Raw genomic sequence first — 22921 nt, forward strand, 5'->3', positions numbered from 1 at the left:
TGGCCACCTAGCCGCTTGTTCACGCTTCAGGCAGCCATGCCATACGAAGCATCGCCGCGCTCCGGTGCGAGCGGTGGACCGGGCGGGCTGTCCGCGTCGTCGAGGATCCTGCCGGACATGGCGGCATCGGCCATCAGGGTACGCAGCCGGTACAGGCGCTGGCGGTAATTTCCTTCCGGACCGCCCGGACCGCAGTCGACATCCTCGAACAGGCGTACGAGGCGGTCTAGCGACTGGCGTTCCTCGGCCGTCTCGACCATGACCAGGCGGCGCTTGCTGCGCCCGTAGCTGGCGCGGATATCGATGACCAGGCAGTGTCCCTGGTCCGCGCCGGCCACGTCGAGCAGCAGGGTTTCGGCACGCGTCAGGCCGAACAGCGCCGCCAGTTCGAGCCGGGCCGCCAGCAGCGGATGCGCGGACAGGTCGCCGGTACAGCGCAACAATGCCCCGGTCTCGGTATGCGCGGTGTCGTCCGGACGCGGGGCGATCTTGCGCAGCGCCGCAGCAGCCTCGGCATTGCCCTGGGCCGCAGCCTGCTGCAACCAGAACACGGCCCGTACATCATTGCTTTCGTTCTCGCGCCGCGCGCGCCAGGCATGGTTGCCGCACTCGAGCTGGGCCGCCTCGTACCCCATTTCCGCCGCCCGTTCCAGGTAGCGCTGGGCATCGGCCACGTTACGTTGCGAGAACTCGGGCTTCAGGTAGATGCGCGACAATGCATACCAGGCTTGGGCCAGGCCCTGCTCGCCCGCCAGCAACAGCCAGCGGATCGCCTTTTTGAAGTTGGCGGCCCCGCTGCCGCCTTGTACCCGGGTGCCGTCGACGTGCATGCGCGCATACCAGAGGCCAATCGCGAGCTGGGCGTGACGGTCGTGTTCGGACGCCGCCATTTCCCAGAAGGCATGGACCTCCTCCTCGGCGGCATCGGCGCTGACGCTTCCATCAGACAACAAACGTGCGGTCCGCGACAACAAGGTGACTTCGCCCGGTGCAAGGCGCCGGGACTGCCTGACGCGGCCGCCGGCGACGAGCGTCCGCGCCAGCGGCAGCGAACGGGCCAGGTAATCCTGCCATGCTCCTGCTGTCCAGCTCTGTTCGAGCAGGGCAAACTGGGCCTCGGCCAAGCCATTGTCGGCAGCCCGGCGCAGCCAGGGTTGGGCGGGCGCCGCCGGTGCCAGCGCCGTGGGCTCGCCTGGACGCGCAAGCGCACGCCGCTCGCCCGCCTGGCCTGTGCGCTCGGCACCGGGGACCCTGCCCTGCTGCGTCGCAGCAGGCGTGCTAATGGTTGCGCAAGTGATACTCGAGGCAATTTCCGGGCGCCGTGCCAGCAGCCACTGGGCTTCCGCGAAACCGGTGCGCGCGGCTTCTTCCAGCGCGCGCAAGGCCTTGGCGCGCAGGGCATCGGAGGCGGCCGCGCCCCCCTCGAAGAGCAGCTGGGCCAGCACCAGGCCGGCGCGCACGTTGCCGTTGTCATACGCGCGCTCGTACCATGGCGCCAGCGGCGTTGCATGCGCGCGGGCCAGGTCGAGCGGGACATGACTGCCGATCAGTTCGCATGACTCGGCGCACCCCTGGTGCGCCGCGCGGTCGAGCCAGTGCAGGGCCGTGGGCAGGCTGCGCGGCAGGCCGGCGCTGCCGAACAGGTAGCGCTTGCCTAGCGCGAGTTGCGCCTCGGGGCGGCCGCTGCGGGCGCTACGAATGATCGCCAGTTCTTCACGATTAGCCATCGGTCGTCTTCGTCAAATGATAGGAGGGCGTGGTGCAGGCGGACTCGGCGGAAAGCCACGACGGGAAGGCTGTCGCAGGCAAAGTTGCCAATGTACAATAATTTCGCGGATGGCGCCCACACCCCATCGGTTCAAGGAAAAGTCTAAGCCAGCAGGGGGGGCCGAACGTCCCGAACCGCTCGAAGATTGATACCGAACAAGCGCATCGCAACCCTGTGGAACTCCATTATCTTGCAGTGCATCAAGCACAAAAAGCGAGCCCGAACCGCTCCCGAGCGTTTCATAAATACAACAGCACGATTGGTTAAATTGGCTTTCCACCAACTTGAACCGCCATAATTAACAAATCTGGTTTTCTTGACGCGTTAAGCATTTAAGGTTCACTCGTCCGAGTGTTCAGCAAATAAAGTCTCAACGCTCTCTGGATTCCGATTCAATCTTCTAAGGAAACGAATAAATGAAAAAATCTCTGATGGCAGTTGCACTCGTCGGCGCCTTCGCTGGTGTTGCTCATGCACAGACCGCCGTGCAAATCTACGGCACCATCGACGCTGGCCTGCAAAAGCGCTCGAACCAGACCCTGAGCATCGGCAAGCGTGCATCGAACACCCTGGGTTTCAAGGGCACTGAAGATCTGGGCAACGGCCTGAAGGCATTGTTCCAACTTGAAATTCGTTATGAGCCGGACACCGGCACCAACGAAAGCGGCGGCCGTCCGCTGTTCCAGGGCCAGAGCCGCGTCGGCCTGCAGGGTGATTTCGGTATGGTCCGCATCGGCCGTGGCCTGACCCCGTACCAGGAAACCGTCGGCGCCTTCGAGCCGTTCCATGCGCTGCCGCACCAGGCTGGTTTCTACACCGACCTGGCCGTCGCAGGCTACACCTCGGCACCACTGGATCCATCGGTCAACTCGAACAACCGTTGGGCCAACGCCTTCTGGTACAACAGCCCGGTCGTGAACGGCTTCCAGGTCAACACCGCGATTGCTACCAAAGAAAACAATGGCGGCCCTGCTATTGGTACCCAGTACCCGGTCGGCGCCCAGGCATCGGCCAACCCGTTCTCGGCAACGGCCACCTATAACAACGGTCCGGCAGCAGTCATGCTGGGTTACGAGCGTAATGCGGTCGAGTCGAAAGTCATGTCGATCGGCGCCACGTTCAACGTGACCCCGGAACTGAAACTGTTGGCCCTGGCTACCCGCCACAAGCAGGACAACATTCGCTTCACGCTGCCAGCCGGTTCGGGCCCACGCACCAAGGCATGGGTGCTGGGCGCCAACTACACGATGGGCCCAGGCAAGATCCTGGCCGGTTATGGCCGCAAGGAGCCGGACAACTCGTTTGAGACCAAGCAGATGTCGCTGGGTTACGAGTACAGCCTGTCGAAGCGCACCTACGTGTACGCCGACGCATCGCGCAAGGATGGTCCACAGACCCAGGCCACGCGTAACGTCGACGCAAAAATCAACTTCTACACCATTGGTGTGAACCACTCGTTCTAAGCTGAAACGGACGCAAGTCCCCACGCTTGACGCAAGAGGCAGGCCCGGCAACGGTCCTGCCTTTTTTACGCTTGCTCGCCTTGCCCATTTTTTCCGCATCTGCCTGCACCCGGCTCGCATGCGCCTTGTTGTATTTATACCACTGCCCTTATCGCGCCTGGGCAGTTACGTATACAGTGCGGCGCGCGGATGGCATATTTGCAAGGCAAAATTTTCAAGCCTCCGAAAATAAACAATAGTGGAGATTCAATGAACAAATGTTTGATCGCCGGCCTGATCGGCTCGTGCTTCGCCCTCCCGGCCCTGGCCCAGACCAGCGTCCAGATCTACGGTATTGCCGATGCCGGCGTCCTCTGGCAAAAAGGCGGCCCGACCAAGATCGTCAGCGGCGGCGCCGACGGCTCGCGCATCGGCTTCAAGGGCACTGAGGAAATCGGCAATGGCTACAAGGCGATCTTCAACCTGGAAGCGCGCATCGAACTCGACACCGGCACCCAGCAGCCTACCCTGATCAACGATAACCGCGGCCTGTACCTGGAGCGTGGCCTGAACGCACTCGACCGGTTCAGCCCGGCGATCGCCCCGGGCTTGCGCGCAGCCCTGTACCAGCCGGGCGCGCCCGCCGTCAACCAGGAGCGTGCGCTCTTCGACCGTACCGCGATGGTCGGCCTGGTCACGCCGGTGGGCGCCGTGCTGCTGGGCCGCATGTACACCCCGGGCTATGAAGTGTTCGCCGCCGCCGATGCCTTCGAATCGGGCATGGTCGGCAACTGGGGCCACGTCACCGGCGGCACCGCCGGCTTCACCGCACTGGGCGCGGACATCCGTTCCCAGGAATCGATCCAGTACCGCATCGCCCACCCGTCGGGCTTCGGCGGCTCGCTCATGTACGGCGCCCGCGGTTCGGGTTACCTCGGCCGTTACAACAAGTTCCGCGGCGGCGCCATCACCTACAAGGCCAACGGCTTCGACCTTGGCCTCGGCTACAACCATGGTTACGACCAGCAGAACCGTCCGAGCTTGCGCACGCTGACGGTCGGCGGCTCGTACACGATGGATGCGTTCAAGTTCTTCGCCGGTTTCCACAGCCAGCGCAACAAGAATTCGGTCTTGATCGCCGACTACCTCGGCGCCTGGGACCAGCGCATCGCGCCGGCACTGAACGCCGCGCCGGTCGCGGTTCGCACCGCCGCCCGCGACACCTTCGAAGGCATCATGCGCGCCAATACCTTGCAGGACGCGAACAGCTACCAGCTCGGCGCCCATTACAAGATCGGCAGCGGCCGGATCATGGCGTCGTTTGCCCATCAAAACGACCGTACCGTGTCCAACAGCGATGCCGACATGTTCGCGCTCGCCTACGACCACTTCCTGTCGAAGCGCACCGACGTGTATGTCGCCGGTTCCTTGATCAAGAACGACAATGCGGCACAGTACTCCCCAGGCACCGCCGGTTCGCCGGGCGGCTTCACCCGTACGCCGGGCGAAGACGGACGCGCGTTCCAGATCGGCGTGCGTCACCGCTTCTGATCCAGCGCCGCCGGCCTGACCAAGGGCGCCTGCGGGCGCCTTTTTTGTCGCGTCGCCCCTTCCCCGCTGCGGTAGAATTGCGCACCCCTTATTTATTGCAAGATCGAGATGACCGTCACCCTGGACTCCGCCGCCGTCGCCAATTACCTGGCCGCTCACCCGCGCTTTTTCGAAGAACATGCCGGCCTGCTGGGCGAAGTTAAACTGTCGAGCCCGTTGACCGGAAAGACCGTGTCGCTGCAGGAACGCCAGATGGAAGTCATGCGCGCCAAGTACAACGCGCTCGAGCTGCGCATGGCCCAGCTGATGCGTACGGCGGCCGACAATACCGTCATCCTCAACCGCTTTCACGCCTGGCATGTGGCGCTGTTGAAGTCGAAGGGCGGCGCGGCCATCGCGCGCGACCTCGTCGATGGCCTGGTCGAGCATTTCGGCGTGCCGCAAGCGACGCTGCGCCTGTGGGATGTGGACGCCGAGCACGCCGGCGCCTGGTTCGCCGGCGACGTGGCCGAGGATGCGCGCCTGTTCGCGTCCAGCCTGCGCGCGCCGTATTGCGGTCCGAACAAGGATTTCGAAGCCGTGCGCTGGCTCGACGCGGCCGACGGCGTGCGCTCGACCGTGCTGCTGCCGCTGACGGCCGATGGCACCACCTTTGGCCTCCTGGTCATGGGTTCGCCGGACGCCGAGCGCTTCAGCCCGGTGATGGCGACCGATTTCCTGGTCCAGCTGGGCCAGTCCGCCAGCGCCGCGCTGGCCCCGTTGCGCGCCTGACACGATGGACGCGGCACGCGTGGACTGGACCGGGCGTTACCTGAACGAACTGGCCACCCAGCGCCAGTTGTCCGGCCACACGATCGCCGCCTACCGCCGCGACCTGCTCGAACTGGCCACGCTCGCCGGGCACGACGACTGGCCGGCGCTGACCCACGCCGACATGCGCCGCTTCGCCGCGCGCCTGCACGCCGGCGGCCAGGAGCCGCGCTCGATCGCCCGCAAGCTGTCGGGCTGGCGCGGCTTTTATGGGTGGCTGTCGCGCCAGGTCGGCTTGCCGGCCAATCCGGTCGACGGCGTGCGCGCCCCGCGCCGTCCCAAGACCCTGCCGAAAGCCCTGGCCGTCGATGCCGCCGTCCAGTTGTTGGAAGCAAACCGCCACGGCCATCCCGAGCCGGGCGAGCTGTGTAACCGCGCAATGTTCGAGCTGCTGTATTCGAGCGGGTTGCGGGTGTCGGAATTGACTGGACTCGACCTGGCGTACACGAAAGCCGATGGCGCCGCCTCGCTCGGCTGGTACGATGCGCCGGCCGCCGAAGTCGTGGTCACCGGCAAGGGCGGCAAGATGCGGCGGGTGCCGGTCGGCGGCCCCGCGCGCGCGGCCCTGGCCGCCTGGCTGGCGGTGCGCCCGCCCGCCGCCGACGGCAGCGCCGCCCTGTTCCTGTCGAGCCGGGGCACGCGCGTCACGCCGCGCGTAGTCCAGCAACGGCTGAAAACCCATGCGATCCAGGCCGGCTCCCCGGTGCATGTGCACCCGCATGTGCTGCGCCACTCGTTCGCCTCGCACTTGCTGCAATCCTCGGGCGACTTGCGTGCCGTGCAAGAGTTGCTGGGCCACGCCAGCATTACCTCGACCCAGGTCTACACCGCCCTCGACTTCCAGCATCTTGCCGCCGTGTATGACCGAGCTCATCCGCGAGCGAAAGCGAAGTAGACAAAGGTTCGCCTGAGCTGGCGCAAAGAGCGGCGTGGTTGATGGTGGCAAATTGCAAATTACGGCATAATCTTCGGCTCCCCCACGCCTTTTCAGCCGCCCGAACCGCGAACAACATGTCACCGATCCCGACCACCATCCTCACCGGCTTCCTTGGCGCCGGCAAGACCACCCTCCTCAACCGCATCCTGCGCGAGGAGCATGGCCTGCGCATTGCCGTCATCGAAAACGAGTTTGGCGAAGAAAACATCGACAACGCCATCCTGGTCCAGGACAGCGGCGAACAGATCGTCGAGATGAACAATGGCTGCATCTGCTGCACCATCCGCGGCGACCTGGTCGTCGCGCTGACGGACCTGGCGCAAAAACGGGAAGCCGGCGAGATCAGTTTCGAGCGCGTCGTCATCGAAACGACGGGCCTGGCCAATCCGGGGCCGGTGGCGCAAACGTTCTTCGTCGACGAGGAAGTGGGCGCCCACTACATGCTCGACGCGGTCGTGACCGTTGTCGACGCACGCCACGCGATGGAGCAGCTCGACCGCCACGAGGAAGCCCGGCGCCAGGTTGGTTTTGCCGACAAGATCTTGCTGTCAAAATTGGACCTGGTCGATGCCGATGCGCGCGAGACGCTGACGATGCGTTTGAAGCGCATCAACCCGCGCGCGCCGATCTCGACTTCCGACTTCGGCCGCGCGCCGATCGCCGAGGTGCTCGACCTGCGCGGGTTCAACTTGAACGACAAGCTGGAACTCGATCCGGATTTCCTGCGCGCCGAGGAGCACGACCACGACGAGCCCGGCCACGTGCATACCGAGGCCTGTGCGCACGACCACCACCACCCCCATCACAGCGACGATATCGCCGCTTTCGTCTTCAAGAGCGAGCGCCCTTTCGATCCGGAACGGCTCGACCAGTTCCTCGGCAGCATGGTGCAAGTCTTCGGACCGAGCATGTTGCGCTACAAGGGCGTGCTGTCGATGGCCGGCGCCGAGCGCAAGGTCGTCTTCCAGGGCGTGCATCAAATCATGGGAAGCGACCTGGGCGCCAAGTGGGGGCCGGACGAGGCCCGTGGCAGCAAAATGGTCTTTATTGGTAAAAATTTACCAAAAGACGTATTTATCCGCGGATTAAAACAGTGTTTGGTATAAACTATCCCGGTTTAGCGGTACGGGTCGCTTCCCAAGAAGAGACGAGGCGTACCGATGTTGGACCGTTGCTCTCGCGGGCAGCGAAGACGGCGTACGGGCCGTCATGGCAGCAGCAAGGGCGCGCACCCTTGAGTTCAGGGTGCTACGGCTGAGCTAGCTGATAAAATGAAAACCTCTGTCGTATCGAAGGTAAGTGAAGTCATGACTAAAACAACGAAACCGAATGCCGCTCAGTCCGAAAACCGACTCTTGACGGAAGATGAAATTCGGGCGATGGGCGAAGAGGACTACATGAACCCGGCCCAGCTCGCGTTTTTCAGGGACCGCCTGCAGCAGCTCGAGAAAGAACTGCTGAAAAACGCCGGCGAGACCACCGAGCACCTGCGTGAGACCGTGCTGGTTCCAGATCCGGCCGACCGCGCTACCATCGAGGAAGAGCACGCCCTCGAATTGCGTACCCGCGACCGCGAGCGCAAGCTGCTCAAGAAAGTGCAGCAGTCGCTGGCCTCGATCGATAGCGGCGACTATGGCTGGTGCGAAGAAACGGGCGAGCCGATCGGCATCCCGCGCCTGATCGCCCGTCCCACGGCCACGCTGTCGCTGGAAGCCCAGCAGCGCCGTGAGCTGAAGCAAAAGCTGTACGGCGACTGATTCCAGTCCGCTTTCCCCCAGAAAAGCATGCGCCCGCCGCATGCTTTCTCGTTTTTACGCCTGGATCCTGCGCGTGCGCGCGATCAAAAACTTTCCCATGAGATACACTAGCCGGTGCCGGGGCGGGCTTCGCGCGGACGTACGTGCGCGCAGGATGCCGCGGACGCGTCCATGCTACCGTCATGGATGAGCGCTGCGCACCCCGCTGCGCCTCTTGATCGAATGGATGACGTGGGCATATTTTCCTTCTTAAAGAAAAAACCGGAACCGGCCGCGACGCCGGCAATGCCCGCACGCGCCGAGGCGCCGGCCCGCGTCGCGCCTGACGCCGAGCGCGACCGCGATCGCCAGCGCGACATCGCGCGCGCCACCGCTGCCAAGATCGACGCCATCGAACTGGCGATGACGACCGGCTTTTTCGACGATGCCGAGGCGCGCTGGGGCAGCACGCGGCGCGCGCCGGCTGCCGCCGCCGCCATCGCCGCCCCCCCCGGCGAGACCGAAATCCTCAGCCTGATCGAACAGCCCGACGCCGCCGCCGCGCCGGCCGCCGCGCCCGTGGTCGAGGAAAGCGCGATCCTGTACGCCAACGGCCAGGCTGCGCTGGCCGAGCAGATGCTGCGCGACAGCCTGCGCGACCTGGGACGCAGCGAACGCCAACCCTGGTGGATGCTGTTCGACCTGGTGCAGGCCGAAGGACGCGAACAGGATTTCGACAGTATCGCGATCGACTACGCGAGCCATTTCGAAACCTCGCCGCCGGCCTATGCCGACCGCCGGCCGCTGGCCGGCGCGGCGCCGCCCGGCGCCGGCGTGGCACCGGTTGCGCACCTGGCGGGCATGCTCGATCCGGACCTTGCCGGCCGCCTGGAGGGGCTGTCGTCGCGCACCGGTTCGCCGCTGCGGCTCGATTTCGCCGGCATCACCGGCGCGACGCCCGATGGCTGCGCCGCCCTGCTGGCCGCCCTGCAGGCATTGCGCGCATCGCGCCGCGGCATCGTGCTGGCCGGCGCCGACACCTTGCTGGCGGTGCTGCGGCCGATGCTCGCGATCGGCGAGCGGGAAAGCGGGCCAGCGCCCTGGCTGCTGCTGCTCGAACTGCTGCAACTGCTCGACCGCGAAAAGGATTTCGAGGAAACGGCGATGGATTACTGCGTCACTTTCGAGGTCTCGCCGCCCTCCTTCGAAGCCTTGCCCGAGGCAGGCAGCGCCCGCACGGCGGGCAAGGCCGGGATGGCGGCCGGCCAGCGCTTCATGCTGCCGGCCGTCGTCGGCGGCGAGGTCAGGGAGCTGCTCGCGGCGATCGAAACGTATGCCGCCATCGACCCGGCCGGACCGGTCGTGCTCGACTGCACGCGGCTGGTGCGCATCGATTTCGCCGCCGCCACCGACCTGCACGCCTGCCTGCGCCGGCTGGCTCTCGATGGGCGCCGCATCGAGTTGCGCGAGCTGAACCATCTGGTGGCAGCGCTGCTGCGCCTGCTGAACTATGGCGACTGCGCGCGGCTCTACGCCTACACCTACTGACGAACTGCCGCGTTACCTGCCTCAAATTATCTTGCAATTTTGTGCAACACCCCCACTTGCGGAGGGCGAGTTAATCATGAGGTAGATATGGAACAATTTCACGGCACCACCATTGTGAGCGTACGCCGCGGCGCCCAGGTCGCCCTTGGTGGCGACGGCCAGGTTACGCTGGGCAACGTCGTCATGAAAGGCTCGGCGCGCAAGGTGCGCAAGCTCTATCAAGGCAAGGTCCTGTGCGGCTTCGCCGGCGCCACCGCCGACGCGTTTACGCTGCTCGACCGCTTCGAGGCGAAACTGGAAAAGCACCAGGGCAACCTGCTGCGCTCCTCGGTCGAACTGGCCAAGGACTGGCGCACCGACCGCATGCTGCGCCAGCTCGAAGCCATGCTGCTGGTCGCCGACCGCGAGACGACCCTGATCATCACCGGCAACGGCGACGTGCTCGAGCCCGAAGACGGCATCGGCGCCATCGGTTCCGGCGGCATCTATGCCCAGTCGGCCGCCAAGGCCTTGCAGGAAAATACCGAGCTGCCGCCCGCCGACGTCGTGAAAAAGGCGCTGACCATTGCCGGCGAGCTGTGCATCTACACCAACCTGTCCCACACCATCGAAACGCTGGACTGACCGGCGCGCACACCATGAACATGACCCCCCTCGAAATCGTTTCGGAACTGGACAAGCACGTCGTCGGCCAGGGCAAGGCCAAGAAGGCCGTCGCCATCGCCCTGCGCAACCGCTGGCGTCGCCAGCAAGTGGTGGAACCGCTGCGCCACGAGATCACCCCGAAGAACATCCTCATGATCGGCCCGACCGGCGTCGGCAAGACCGAGATCGCGCGCCGCCTGGCCAAGCTCGCCGACGCGCCCTTCATCAAGATCGAAGCGACGAAATTCACCGAGGTGGGGTATGTCGGCCGCGACGTCGACACCATCATCCGCGACCTGATCGACATCGGCATCAAGCAGACCCGCGCCAGCGAAATGAAGAAGGTGCGCCAGCGCGCCGAAGACGCGGCCGAAGACCGCATCATCGACATCCTGGTGCCGCCGGCGCGCGACTTCGGTTTCAACGTCAGCGCCGCGGCCGAGGCGAAGGAAGGCGACAGCACGCGCCAGACGTTCCGCAAGCGCTTGCGCGAGGGTGCGCTCGACGACCGCGAGGTCGAGATCGAGGTGGCCGACGCGGCGCCGCAAATGGAAATCATGGCCCCGCCCGGCATGGAAGAAATGACGGAACAGATCAAGTCGATGTTCGCCGGCGTCGGCGCGGCGCGCAAGAAGGCGCGCAAGATGAAGATCAAGGACGCGATGAAGGTGCTGGCCGAGGAAGAAGCGGCGCGCCTGATCAACGAAGACGAGATGAAGCAGAAGGCGATCCACAATGTCGAGAACAACGGCATTGTCTTTCTCGACGAGATCGACAAGATCGCCACGCGCTCCGAACACGGTGGCGCCGACGTCTCGCGCGCCGGCGTGCAGCGCGACCTGCTGCCGCTGGTCGAAGGCACGACGGTCAATACCAAGTACGGCATGATCAAGACCGACCACATCCTGTTCATCGCCTCGGGCGCGTTCCACCTGGCCAAACCGTCGGATCTGATTCCCGAGCTGCAAGGGCGCTTCCCGATCCGGGTCGAACTCGAATCGCTCTCGATCGACGATTTCAAGCGCATTCTTACCAGCACCGACGCCTGCCTGACGACGCAATACGAAGCGCTGCTCGGCACCGAGGGCGTGCAATTGAGCTTCTCCGAGGACGGCATCCACCGCCTGGCCGAGATCGCCTTTGCCGTCAACGAACGCACCGAGAACATCGGCGCGCGGCGCCTGTACACGGTCATGGAAAAGCTGCTCGAGGAAATCTCGTTCCATGCCAGCGACACGCAGGATAAACAGATCGCGATCGACGCGGCCTATGTCAACGAGCGGCTCGACCTGCTGTCGGCCAACGAAGACCTGTCGCGCTACGTGCTCTAGGATTTAGAGGAGAGAGGAACATGGCGAACAAGGCACTCGCGACGCGGCAAAAGATGATGTTGCGGGTTCAACCGGTGCAGCAATCGGCCAAACCGCGCAACCCGGTCGCGGCCCTGGCCAAGGCGCGCGCGGCCGGCGCCCATGCCAAGCCGCTGTCGACCGAACGCCAGGCGGCCAAGCAGCAGCTGAAAAAGGCGCCGCTGGCAACCGAAGACGACTGACCAGCCGGCAACCCGCCTGCCGGCTTGCCGGCCGTGGGGCAAGTCGATCATCGCGATCGGCCTGCCCCGCCCGCACGCCCGGGCGCAGGCATCGACGCGTCACGGGCGATGTCCGCCTTCGCACCGCATCCGGTAATACGCTTCCTGTCCCATGGCGCGCACCGTCTGCGACAGCTTGGCCGCCTCCGCCGCCGCCGCATTGACGGCGCTGAAGGCACTGGCACCGCCCTGCAGCTGCAGGATGGTCTGTTCCGCGTCCGGCCGGCCCGCCAGCGCCAGGCCGAAGGTCGCGGAGACGGCCAATTCGGCCGCCAGCGCCTCGGTGGTGGGCGCGGCGACGCCTGCGACCGCCGCTTCGGCCGCCGCGATCGCCGCGCGCGGCACCGCCAGCGTGCGCGCCGTTTCCATGTCGGTCGCGACCTTCACGAGGAAGGCCAGGGCGGCCTGGCTGCCCGACTTGTTGACCAGGTCGCCCAGGTGGATCAGGACCGCGTTCTTCGCATTGAACCTTGCCTGGCTGGCACGCACCGTGTGCATGAACTCGATCAGCGGCGCGACCGCCACTTCGCTGCCGATGAAGCAGAGCGTGGTCACGATCTCGGGCAGGAACTCTTCGTGCTGCTCCGGCTCGTCGACCAGCCATGCCAGCAGCTGCTTGGCGTCTTCCTCGGTATAGTGCGATGCCGCCTGGTAGGGCACGCCCTGGATCCAGTGCTGGGAAACGAATGCGCGCACATCCTGGGGCGGCGGGACCGCCACGCCCGGCGAGCAGCTCGACGGCGGCACGGCGCCGCTGACGGCGGCCGGGCCGGCCAGGAAACGCTCGGACTCGGCGGCGTTGACGACGTTGTGATCGCTGGCGATGCTGGGATACATGATGGCGCGCCTGTCGTCGGTGCGGTGGCCCAGGCCGGCGTTGTGGCCATATTCGTGCACCCAGAGTATGCCTTCCTGGTCGGGCGTGAAGCGCACGGCCGCCACGTTGACCGATGGGCTGCCGAGCGGGGCGCAGCCGATGATCGATCCGCCGGGACCGCCGCACCAGCGGATCGCCTGGACGAGCTTGATGCCGCTGCCCGCATCGAGCAGGGCGACCAGGTCGGCCTCGGTCTGGATCGTCCTGGGCACGGTGGGCGGCAATACCTGGACCGGTCCGTTGCGCACGAACTGGACCCGGGTCGCGATGTCCGAGGCCGAATCCGCGCTCTGGAGCGTGGCGCCCATGTCGCCCAGAATGCGGTCGGCGTCGGCGTCGCTCAAGGGAACGGTGTCGTGGCGCTGCACCGTGACCTGCACCTTGCGCCCCGTCACGCCGGCAGGGTTCATCACCAGGTAATCGGCGTACAGCGAAATAGCCGAGTCCCATTCGATATTTACCCAGATGTCGACGCCCCCGGCGCGCGGGGCCACGCTATGCACCGTGCAGCGCGCCGCCCCGACCAGCTTGCCGGCATCCGGCCCGCCCGCGGCGCCCTCGCCGACCGCGACGAACACCTGCGAGCGCGGATCGACTTCGGCCCAGTCCAGCTGGAGCATCCATTGGCCGCGGCGCAGGCCCCAGTCATGGCGATAGGTAATGCCGGCCCCGGCCGGCGCGGGCTGGAGCGCGTCCGCGCCCGGCAGCGGCCGCAGCGCCGATTGCCGCGCCTCCGCGAACGGGACTTCGTCCTGTCTGGCCTCTGCCGTGGCAATCATTTCGGGTGTACGAAAAGCGTTAGTTGACATGACGATCTCCATTCGACGCTGCGGGTGATGGGTGCGCCCGGCCCGCGCAGCGGCGCCCGGGGCGCATCGGGCCGCCAGGACCCAACCTGATGAATTTAATGGATGTGTTTCGATCCCGAGTGCGGTTTCGTCAAGTCGCGATGCAAGGCGGATCGGCCCGATCCTGACGCGACGCCTCGACAGCCGCAGGCCTGCCGCGCCCGGTTTCTTGCCCACTCGACCATTCGCCTGTACATTGACTGCCGCCCATTGCCGAGTACAGGAATGCCATGAGTTCTCCCGAGCTGATCGTCGACGTGCTGCGTGCCGAGCTGCGCGCGGCCAATCTCACCTATAAAACCCTGGCCGAGCGCATCGACATGAGCGAGTCGAGCGTCAAGCGCATGTTCGGCCAGAAGGACATGCCGCTGTCGCGCCTGGCGCAAATTTGCCAGGCGGCCGGGATTGCGCTGGAGGATGTACTGCGCCAGGCGGCCGACGCGCGGCCGCGGCCCGACGCCTTGACCTTGCCCCAGGAAACCTCGCTCGTCGCCAAGCCGCGCCTGCTGCTGGTGGCCATCTGCTGCCTCGGCTACTGGAGCATGGAACAGATCGTCGACACCTACCGGCTGACCCCGGCCGAATGCGTTGGCTGCCTGGCCGAACTCGACCGGCTGGGCATCATCGACCTAAGGCCGCTGAACCGCTACACGCTGCGGGTCTCGAACGCCTTCCACTGGTTGCCGGACGGTCCGGTGCAGCATTATTTCCGCGAACAGATCGTACCCGATTATTTTGCGGGCCGTTTCGACGGCCCCGGCGAGACGCTGATGTGCTTGCCGGCACGGCTGTCGCCGGGCAGCGCGGCCGAGCTGGCGCACAAGATTCACCAGTTGGCGGGCGAGTTGACGCGGCTGCACCGCAAGGACCGGCGCCTGCCGGCGGACGAGCGGGAGGGAATGACCTTGCTGGTGGGATTGCGCTCGTGGGAGTTCAAGGCATTCACGGCCTTGCGGCGCTGAGCCGGGGCGAGACCGGCCGCGCGGGCGCTTCGGTTCAGCGCACGGGCGGCGCGTCGCCGCTGACGGGGCTGCCCATCGAGCGGGTCGGGGGCGGCATTTGCACTTGGTTCGGCGGCGGCGCGACGTCGGCCGGCGGACCTTCCTGCGGCGGTTCCTGCCCTTGCGGCACGACCGGGTTGACTTCGCCCGGCGGCGGCGGGTTTTGCACGGCGCCGGGCGCCGTCTGCGGTTCGCCCGCCGGCATGGCGCCGGCCGGCGCGACGGCCGGGCTGGCCGGCTGCGGCGAGGCCATCGGCGGCACGGGGCTGCCGGACAGGGCGATGGCGGGCTTGGTGTCGACCGCCAGGTCGATGCGTTTCACGACGCCGCCTTCGGAGAGCATGACGTAGCGCGGATGCACTTCGCTGATGCGCACGCCCGGTGCCAGTTCGCGCCCCACTTTCAGCGCTTTGGGCGGCTGGCCGTCGGCCACGATGATGGCGGCACTGTCGCGTCCGGCGGCGATGATGCCGGTCAGCTGGTAGTTGGTGGCGACGTTCGCCACCGGCTGCCCGCCGAAAAGCGTGGCGGCGGCATCGGGCGCAGGCTCGGGCAGGCTGGCCGGCGCCGCCGCGGCGATCGGCCGTTGCTGCGGCTTGTACAGCTGCATCCCCCAATAGGTGGCGGAAACTGCCAGGAAGACCAGGGCAAGCAGGGTGAAAAGGAGAGGCAGACGCTTCATCGGATTCCTTGTTAGCGCACCAGCTGGTTGATTTCAATGATCGGCATCAAGACCGCCAGCACGATCAGGAGCACCACCAGGCCCATCGCCAGGATCAGCACCGGTTCGAGCAGGCCGGCAATGGTCAGCGTGCGGCGTTCGAGGTCGGCCTGCTGCGAATTGGCCGCCCGCTCCAGCATCGCCGGTAATTCACCGGTAATTTCTCCGGCGCGGATCATGTGCACCAGCATCGGTGGAAAATGTTTTTGCACCGATAGCGCACGTGCCAGGCTGACGCCCTCGCGCACGCTGGCCGTTGCCTGTTCGACCAGGTCGCGCATGGCGACGTTCGACAAGGTGTCGCGGCTGGTGTCGAGCGCGCGCAGGATCGGCACGCCCGAGCCGGTGGTAATGGCCAGCGTGCTGGCGAAACGCGCCGTGTTCAGGCTACGCTCGAATTTGCCGTACACGGGCGCGGTCAGCAGCCAGGTATGCCAGCGCAGTTTCAGGGCCGGGTTCAGCAGCGCCCGGCGCCAGGCGAACCAGGCCGCCACGAGCGCGATGCCCATCACGATGCCCCAGTCGCGCATGAAATTCGACACGCCCAGCATCATGACCGTCAGTAAAGGCAGCTTTTGCTTGGTATTGGCGAACACCGAGACGATCTGCGGCACCACATAGGTGAGCAGGAAAATCACGATGGCGAACGCGACCACGGTGACGATGGCCGGATAGGTGAATGCCAGGCGCACCTTTTGCACCAGCGCGTTGCGGCGCTCGATATAGTCGGCCAGGCGCGAGAGCACGCGCGCCAGTTGGCCGATCTGTTCACCCGACGAGACCAGGCCGCGGAAGATCGGATCGAAATCGCGCGGGTGATGCGACAGCGCGTCGGAAAAGGCGATGCCGCCGATGACTTCCGAACGGATCGAGGCGATCAGGTCGCGCAGGTAGGGCTTTTCGGCCTGTTCCAGCAGGGCCGTGAACGCCTGTTCGAGCGGCAGCCCGGCTTCGAGCAGGCTGGCCAGCTGGCGCGTAAACAGCGCCAGTTCGACTTGCGACAGGCGCTCGCCGAAGCCGCGCGAACGCGTCACGCCGGCGGCGTCGACCTGGGCCGTGATCGCTTCCACGTTCAGCGGCGTCAATCCCTGCACGCGCAGGTCGGAGCGCGCCGCGCGCGGACTGTCGGCATTGACCACGCCTTTTTTCGTGGCGCCGCCCGCATCGACGGCTTCGTAACGGAATGCCGGCATCGTCAGTCCTTGGTCACGCGCAGCAACTCGGCCTGCGTGGTAATGCCTTCATGCAGCCAGCGTTCGCCGTCTTCGCGCATGGTGCGCATGCCGCTCGCCTGCGCCGCCGCGCGGATGTCCGCTTCCGAGGCCTGGTTGTGGATCTGGGCGCGGATCGCCTCGGTCGTCTCGAGCAATTCGTAGACGCCGACGCGGCCGTGGTAGCCGGTGTGGCCGCAGCGCTCGCAGCCGACGGCATGCCAGTGCACGCCATCGCTCTTCTTGCATTGCGGGCAGAGCTTGCGCACCAGGCGCTGCGCCATGACGCCCAGCAGCGAGGACGACAGCAGGAAGGGCTCGATCCCCATGTCCAACAGGCGGGTGACGGCGGCGGCGGCATCGTTGGTGTGCAGGGTCGCCAGCACCAGGTGGCCGGTGAGCGAGGCTTGCACGGCAATTTGCGCCGTTTCCAGGTCGCGGATCTCGCCGATCATGATCACGTCCGGGTCCTGGCGCAGGATCGCGCGCAGGGCTTTTGCAAACGTCATGTCGATGCGCGCGTTGACCTGGGTCTGGCCGACGCCGTTCAGGTCGTACTCGATCGGGTCTTCCACCGTCATGATGTTGGTGGTCGAGGCGTTCAGGCGCGACAAGGCGGCGTACAGGGTCGTCGTCTTGCCGGAACCGGTCGGGCCGGTGACGAGCACGATGCCGTGCGGCTGGTTGATGAGTTTGTCGAACTGCGGCAGCAGGTCCGCGCTCATGCCCAGGTGCGACAGGTCGAGCCGTCCCGCTTCCTTGTCGAGCAGGCGCAGCACGGCGCGCTCGCCATGGCCGGTCGGCAAGGTCGAGACGCGCACGTCGACCGGCTTGCCGCCGATGCGCAGCGTGATGCGGCCATCCTGCGGCAGGCGTTTTTCGGCGATGTCGAGCTGCGACATGATCTTGATACGCGAAATGAGCGAGGCGTGGATACCCTTCCTTGGACGCACGATGTCACGCAGGGTGCCATCGATGCGAAAACGTACGACCGACGTTTGCTCGAAAGGTTCGATGTGAATGTCGGAGGCGCCTTCGCGCAGCGATTGCGTGAGCAGCGCGTTGATCATGCGGATCACGGGCGCGTCGTCGGACGATTCGAGCAAGTCTTCGATTGCCGGCACGTCCTGCAACAGGCGCGTGAGGTCGAGGTCGGCATCGAATTCGTCGGCGACCTGGTTGGCGTCGCCGCCGGCCGAGGCGTAGGCGGCGGCGATGGCGTCGTCGAGCTCGCCGCGCTCGAGGCGGCGCAGCGCGATCCGGCCGAAACGGCGCGACACCTCGGCGATGGCGGCCGGCGGCGTCGCGCTGGAGACCAGCACTTCGACGCTCTGCCCGGCGACCTGCCCAGCATCGTCGCCGGTGCGCGCCAGCACCCCGTGGTCGCGGGCGAAGGCGTAAGGCAACAGGTTGGTCATGATCGGATCACTTCCGGTTCGGCGGCGTCACCGGCCGGAACTCAGGCACGGGCGCCTGGCTGGGCTGGGTCGATTGCGGCGCGCGCGGCTGGGTGGTGCCGGCGCCGGTGGCCGCGCCCGGACGGGCGGTGATCGGCGCCGGCGGCGGCATCGTCGCCATCGTGCCGCCGATCGGCGGCTGGCCGTTGGTCAGCGGCGGCAAGGCCGGAGAACCCAGGTTGCGCATCAGGATCGTATCGTCTTGCGAACGGGTCTCGGCGCCGAGCGCACGCATGTATTCGTAGCGGTCGAGCGAAATGCTGTTGTTCTGCTCCTTGCTGCGCACCACCACCGGGCGCAGGAAGACCATCAGGTTGGTCTTGTTGCGGGTACGGTTGCGGTACTTGAACAGGTTGCCCAGCACCGGGATGTCGCCCAGGCCGCGCACTTTTTCTTCGCCGTGGTCTTCGTTGTCGGAAATCAGGCCGCCCAGCACGATGATCTGGCCATCGTCGGCCAGCACATTGCTTTCGATGGCGCGCACCGTGGTCACGATGCCCTCGGCACGGATCACCGAATTATCGATGCCCGAGTTCTCGTGGTAGATCGACAGCTTGATCACGCCGCCTTCGGAAATTTGCGGACGCACCTTCATCAGCAGGCCGATGTCCTTGCGGTCGACGGTCTGGAAGGGATTGTTCGCCCCGCTGCTGCCCGTCGTGAACGAACCGGTGATGATCGGAATATTCTGGCCCACCTTGATCGTTGCCAGCTCGTTATCGAGCGTGATCATGTTCGGTGTCGACAAGATGTTGGCGGCGCCTTCGTTTTCAAGCGCACTGGCCACCGCGCCCAAGCCGAGCTCGCCGTTGATCTGCTTGAAGATGCCCAGGGTCAGGCCCGGCAGCGAAGGAAGCGAGCTCTCCCCGGCGAGACCGCTACGGGCGGCGGCGGCAAGATTGATGAGGTTGTTGCTGGCATTCGAATTGAACGACTGGATGCCGCCGATGCGGTACTTGCTGGCGTCGGTGCCCGACAAACCAAGCCATTGCACGCCGAATTCGGACGCCTTTTGCGAATTCATTTCCACCACCAGGGCTTCGATATAGACCTGGGCACGGCGCACGTCGAGCTGGTCGATGACGCCGCGCAGGTTGCGGTAGATCGCGTCCGGCGCGGTGATGATCAGGCTGTTGGTCGAGGCATCGGCCTGGATGAAGCCGGACCCCTGGCTGCCGCCGGCGCCGCCGGCGCCCGCCTGGCCCTGCTGGCCGAAGGTGCCGCCCGCGGCGCCGCCACCCATGCCGCCTTGCTGGCCTTGCTGACCGCCCAGGCCGCCACCCGCGCCGCCCTGGGCGCCGGCCTGGATCGTGCCGCCGGATGTGCCCTGCTGCTGCACGGACAGCGCCGCCGCATCCTGCGACACGACCGCGCGCAGCGTTTGCGCGACCTTGCTGGCGTCGGCGTTTTTCAGGTAGACGACGTGGATGTTGCCCTTCTCCGTCGTTGCCTGGTCGAGCTTGGCGATCAGCGATTTCGCCAGGTTGGCGCGCGCCTGCGAGGGCGCCCGCACGACGACCGAATTGGTGCGCGCATCGGCGAGGATGGTAACGCGGCCGGAGTCGCCGCCGGCGGCCGGCTCCATCAGGCGCTGGACCAGGGTCGCGATGTCGCTGGCGATGCCGTTGCGGATCGGCACCACGTCGAGGTCGGCCGCCACCGGGGCGTCGAGCGCGGCGATGATGCGCGACAGGCGGCGCAAATTGTCGGCGTAGTCGGTGATGACCAGGCTGTTGTTGCCCGGATTGGCCATGATCGAATTGTTGGGCGAAATGAGCGGGCGCAGCACGGCCGTCAGGTTGGCCGCCGATTCGTAGGACAGGTGGAAAATCTGGGTCGCGATCTGGTCGCCCTGCACGCGCGTGCCGCGCTTGCCGACATAGGTCGGCGAGGATTGCAGTTTCGCTTCCGCTTCCGGCACCACCTTGGCATAGCCTTCGCCGGTGGTGACGACGGCAAAGCCCTGCAGGCGCAGGGCCGACGTGAGCAAGCCGAAGGCCTGGCTCTTGGTGAGCGACTTTTCCGACACCAGGGTCAGCGTGCCTTTCACGCGCGGGTCGACGACGAAAGTCATGCCCGTGTAGTGGCCGACGGCCTTGATCACCGATTCGATGTCGGCGTTGACGAAACTGAGGGCGGCGGAATTTTCCTGGGCAAAGGCCGGGACCGGCGGCAAGGCCGCGGCCACCGCGCAGGACAGCATGACGCCGGCCGCAAGGCGACGCAAGACCGGGCGCAAGGTCGGGAATGCGGGGGTGCTGCGGGAAGTTGTTTTCATTATCTGAACTCTAATGCGATTATGTTTTTACCGTTCACCATGCGGCGCTGGCCAAGGAGATTGAGCATATTTCCCAAAGTCTCTTCATAGCCATCGGCGGCCGACGCCTGACCCGAAAAACGCAGGCGTCCATTCTGCAACGTTCCATTGCCCGACAATAGCAAGGCGCCGCGCACCGTGCGCAGCACCAGGTCGGCTTGCTGGCCGCGCCAGTCCATCACCATCTCGTAGCTGCCCAGCGGCTTGATCGGCGCCATGCGCGAGCCCATGTCGTTCATCGACAGGGTCGTGCGTCCGGTCACCGCCACGCTGCCGGGCTGGCGCGCCAGGTCGAGCCGGTTCCATGACAGCCGGATCACGCCCGAGGGCACCAGCGTGTTGAGCGGTGCACCCAGCCCGGCCAGGCCTTCGGCCGGCAACAGCAATTGTCCTTCGCTCACTTGCCACTGCGACCAGTTGCCGCTGATTCGCACCGGCTGCACCAGCGCCTGCGGGTTTTCCAGGGCCATGTCGACGCGCCCGAACAGGATCAGTGGCGACAGGCGCCAGTTAAAGCGCCCTGGCAACAACGGCGTGACCGCACCACCCTCGCCCGGCGCCCCGCCCACAAAGGCTGAGCCGTGCCAGAGCGTACCTTGCGCATCCCCGAGAGTCAAACGGCCGCCGGTCTGGCGTTCCACCATCGTGCCGAGCCAGCTGGCCGGCAGGAAGACGCCCACCGTCAGCGCGATCGCCAGGGCGAGCACGACCAGCAACCCGAGGCCGCGCCTCATCGGGCGCCGGTCCCGTTGTCCTGGCGTAGCGTCAGGTTGGCGTCGACTTGCCCGAGTGGATCTTGCGCGGTAAAACTGCCTTCCTGGACGGCGATCCGGTTCTCGCGGCGCTGGGCGTCGAGCCAGGAGACCAGGTTGGCGAACGACACCCCGGTCACCTGCAAGCGCGCGAATTCGCCGGTCAGCGTGAGCGAACCGGGCGTGATGCCGCGCGCGCTCAAGCTCGCCAGCAGCGTCTCGCGCGTCATCGGCGTCACCGGCACCGGCGCCTGGCCGGCCAGCGCGCGCGCCTGGTCGGCCATGCTGGCGAGCTGGGCCGCCTGTTGACGCAGCTCAGGAAGCGAGCGCTGCAACCGCGCACGGCCCTCGACTGCGGGCTCGACCAGGCCGGTGTACGCCAGCGCCAGAAAGACGACGCCGAAACCGGCGGCCAGGTAGCGGCGCTCCTGCTCGCTGCGTGCGATCCAGTACCCGGTGGCGCGTTCGCGCGCCCGGCCGTAGATGTTGACCAGACTCATGGCTTCGCTCCCGTGCTGCGCACCACCCAGTTATCGGCTGCGGCCGCTTCCAGCGTCAGGCTGCGCGCCGATAGCGCCGCCTGCAGCTGGCGCACTGTGGCGGGGTCGACCGTTTCAGGTTTGACCCGCACCCGCAGTGCGCGTTCCTTGTATTCGATTGAGCTAATTCCTGGCGGACGCGGCAATTCCCGGCTTGCGTCGCCCAGGGCGCCGGCAAGATAGATGAATTCGTCGGCGCCGATCTGGCCGCTGCCGGACTGGGCGCGCGCGATGCCCTGGCGCATCTGTGCCACCGGGTCCACCATCGGCTGGTTCGGATACACCGACTGGAAGGTTTGCGCCATCTGCTTGCGCACGGCCTCGGCCTCCCCGCGCAGGCGCAGCCATTCGATATTGATGCCGGCCAGGTTCACCACCACGCCCAGGAAGGCGAGCGCGATCGGCACGCGCCAGCGGCGCCAGTCGGTCTGGCGGGCGCCGGCCGCGCCCAGGCCCGGCACCAGGTCGAAGCTGCTGCTCTTCGCGCCCGCGATCCAGTGCGCCCAGTCGTCGGCTTCGAGGGTCGTGCCTGGGCCGGCCTCGGCCAGCAGCACGCCGAATTCGCCGAGTTGCTCGCGCGGCACATACAGGGTCAATGGGGCGTCGCCGGCGAGTGCGCGCGCCGTCTGCAGGGCGCTGGCCGGATTGGCGTCGAGCGCCAGGCCGAGGCCGCTGTATTGGCTCTGGCGCAGCAGCAGTTCGCCGCCGTTCAGGGCCGCGCCGACGCCGCCCGGCTGGAGCGGCAGGCATAGCTGCCCCGGCAGGGCGGAAACGGCGCGCGCGCCCTGGGCCAGCAGCGTGCGTACCAGCGGCTCGAGCCAGTCGCGCGCCACCACGGCCACCGGCCGCGTGCCGTCGCCCGCGGGCGGGCCGGCCACCAGCACGCAATCGTTGGGGTCGCCCAGGATATGTTCTTCGACCAGGCCAGGCAGCGCGGCGCGCAGGCGCGCGCCGGTCAGCGGCGGCATCGCCAGCGACAGCAGGTTGACGTCGGTGCCGGCCAGCAGCAGCACGACGCGGCGGCTGGCGGCAACGACATCGGTCAGGCTGCGCAGCACGCTTTCGCCCTGCTGCTCGATGGTGCCGCCGTCACCGACGACGGCAAAACGGCAGGGCGCGCCTTCGCCCTCTGCGCGCGCCGGATGCCGGATATAAAGTGTAGTCAAACCG

General features: G+C 66.4%; 20 protein-coding genes. 11 read left to right on the forward strand and 9 right to left on the reverse strand.

Features of this window, described 5'->3' with window-relative positions; translation table 11 throughout:
• Positions 1-26: 26 nt before the first annotated feature.
• Positions 27-1727 (reverse strand): tetratricopeptide repeat protein, encoded by a 1701-nt coding sequence (locus tag ACFPOU_RS18510; protein WP_379724599.1) that lies wholly within the window; start codon positions 1725-1727, stop codon positions 27-29.
• A 457-nt stretch (positions 1728-2184) separates the two neighbouring features.
• Between ACFPOU_RS18510 and ACFPOU_RS18515 the strand changes: the two genes are divergently transcribed.
• From ACFPOU_RS18515 to ACFPOU_RS18560, 10 genes are all read left to right on the forward strand, one after another.
• A complete protein-coding gene (locus tag ACFPOU_RS18515) occupies positions 2185-3231 on the forward strand; it encodes a porin (RefSeq protein WP_379724602.1) in 1047 nt (348 codons plus the stop codon).
• A gap of 249 nt (positions 3232-3480) precedes the next feature.
• Positions 3481-4761, forward strand: coding sequence for a porin (locus tag ACFPOU_RS18520; protein WP_379724605.1), 1281 nt, complete (start codon positions 3481-3483; stop codon positions 4759-4761).
• A gap of 108 nt (positions 4762-4869) precedes the next feature.
• Positions 4870-5532 carry a DUF484 family protein gene (locus tag ACFPOU_RS18525; protein ID WP_379724608.1) on the forward strand — a complete coding sequence of 221 codons (663 nt, stop codon included), beginning with the start codon at positions 4870-4872 and terminating at the stop codon, positions 5530-5532.
• Between the two features lie 4 nt (positions 5533-5536).
• Positions 5537-6466 (forward strand): tyrosine recombinase XerC, encoded by a 930-nt coding sequence (locus ACFPOU_RS18530; RefSeq protein WP_379724611.1) that lies wholly within the window; start codon positions 5537-5539, stop codon positions 6464-6466.
• A 116-nt stretch (positions 6467-6582) separates the two neighbouring features.
• Positions 6583-7614 (forward strand): CobW family GTP-binding protein, encoded by a 1032-nt coding sequence (locus ACFPOU_RS18535; protein WP_379724614.1) that lies wholly within the window; start codon positions 6583-6585, stop codon positions 7612-7614.
• Between the two features lie 201 nt (positions 7615-7815).
• A complete protein-coding gene (gene dksA / locus ACFPOU_RS18540) occupies positions 7816-8265 on the forward strand; it encodes an RNA polymerase-binding protein DksA (protein WP_379724617.1) in 450 nt (149 codons plus the stop codon).
• Between the two features lie 285 nt (positions 8266-8550).
• Positions 8551-9792: an STAS domain-containing protein gene (locus ACFPOU_RS18545; RefSeq protein WP_379724621.1), complete on the forward strand. Its 1242-nt coding sequence runs from the start codon at positions 8551-8553 to the stop codon at positions 9790-9792.
• 87 nt (positions 9793-9879) lie between these two features.
• The gene (hslV, locus tag ACFPOU_RS18550; RefSeq protein ID WP_379724624.1) at positions 9880-10416 is read left to right on the forward strand and encodes an ATP-dependent protease subunit HslV; all 537 of its coding nucleotides are present in this window, start codon (positions 9880-9882) and stop codon (positions 10414-10416) included.
• A gap of 14 nt (positions 10417-10430) precedes the next feature.
• Positions 10431-11768: an ATP-dependent protease ATPase subunit HslU gene (gene hslU / locus ACFPOU_RS18555; protein WP_379724627.1), complete on the forward strand. Its 1338-nt coding sequence runs from the start codon at positions 10431-10433 to the stop codon at positions 11766-11768.
• Positions 11769-11788: 20 nt separating this feature from the next.
• On the forward strand, positions 11789-11989 hold the full coding sequence (locus ACFPOU_RS18560; RefSeq protein ID WP_379724630.1) for a hypothetical protein: 201 nt from the start codon (positions 11789-11791) through the stop codon (positions 11987-11989).
• A gap of 99 nt (positions 11990-12088) precedes the next feature.
• Here ACFPOU_RS18560 and ACFPOU_RS18565 read toward each other — a convergent pair whose 3' ends face one another.
• Entirely contained in the window at positions 12089-13714 is a 1626-nt protein-coding gene (locus ACFPOU_RS18565) for a hypothetical protein (RefSeq protein ID WP_379724633.1), read from the reverse strand.
• 269 nt (positions 13715-13983) lie between these two features.
• Between ACFPOU_RS18565 and ACFPOU_RS18570 the strand changes: the two genes are divergently transcribed.
• On the forward strand, positions 13984-14715 hold the full coding sequence (locus ACFPOU_RS18570) for a helix-turn-helix domain-containing protein (RefSeq protein WP_379724636.1): 732 nt from the start codon (positions 13984-13986) through the stop codon (positions 14713-14715).
• Positions 14716-14749: 34 nt separating this feature from the next.
• Here ACFPOU_RS18570 and ACFPOU_RS18575 read toward each other — a convergent pair whose 3' ends face one another.
• Genes ACFPOU_RS18575 through gspL form a run of 7 tightly spaced genes read right to left on the reverse strand, consistent with a single transcriptional unit; the run spans position 14750 to position 22917 of the window.
• Positions 14750-15436 carry a type II secretion system protein N gene (locus ACFPOU_RS18575; protein WP_379724639.1) on the reverse strand — a complete coding sequence of 229 codons (687 nt, stop codon included), beginning with the start codon at positions 15434-15436 and terminating at the stop codon, positions 14750-14752.
• Positions 15437-15447: 11 nt separating this feature from the next.
• On the reverse strand, positions 15448-16668 hold the full coding sequence (gspF, locus tag ACFPOU_RS18580) for a type II secretion system inner membrane protein GspF (protein WP_379724642.1): 1221 nt from the start codon (positions 16666-16668) through the stop codon (positions 15448-15450).
• Positions 16669-16670: 2 nt separating this feature from the next.
• Positions 16671-18104, reverse strand: coding sequence for a type II secretion system ATPase GspE (gene gspE, locus ACFPOU_RS18585; RefSeq protein ID WP_379724644.1), 1434 nt, complete (start codon positions 18102-18104; stop codon positions 16671-16673).
• 7 nt (positions 18105-18111) lie between these two features.
• A complete protein-coding gene (gspD, locus tag ACFPOU_RS18590) occupies positions 18112-20421 on the reverse strand; it encodes a type II secretion system secretin GspD (RefSeq protein ID WP_379724647.1) in 2310 nt (769 codons plus the stop codon).
• On the reverse strand, positions 20421-21194 hold the full coding sequence (locus ACFPOU_RS18595) for a type II secretion system protein N (protein WP_379724650.1): 774 nt from the start codon (positions 21192-21194) through the stop codon (positions 20421-20423). Before ACFPOU_RS18595 ends, gspD begins: the two co-directional genes overlap by 1 nt.
• On the reverse strand, positions 21191-21712 hold the full coding sequence (gspM, locus tag ACFPOU_RS18600) for a type II secretion system protein GspM (RefSeq protein WP_379724653.1): 522 nt from the start codon (positions 21710-21712) through the stop codon (positions 21191-21193). The genes ACFPOU_RS18595 and gspM overlap by 4 nt, the downstream gene beginning before the upstream one ends.
• On the reverse strand, positions 21709-22917 hold the full coding sequence (gspL, locus tag ACFPOU_RS18605) for a type II secretion system protein GspL (protein WP_379724656.1): 1209 nt from the start codon (positions 22915-22917) through the stop codon (positions 21709-21711). Before gspL ends, gspM begins: the two co-directional genes overlap by 4 nt.
• Positions 22918-22921 lie beyond the last annotated feature (4 nt).

Origin of the sequence: Massilia jejuensis (genome assembly GCF_042656795.1) — a bacterium.
Lineage (GTDB): Bacteria > Pseudomonadota > Gammaproteobacteria > Burkholderiales > Burkholderiaceae_D > Telluria > Telluria jejuensis.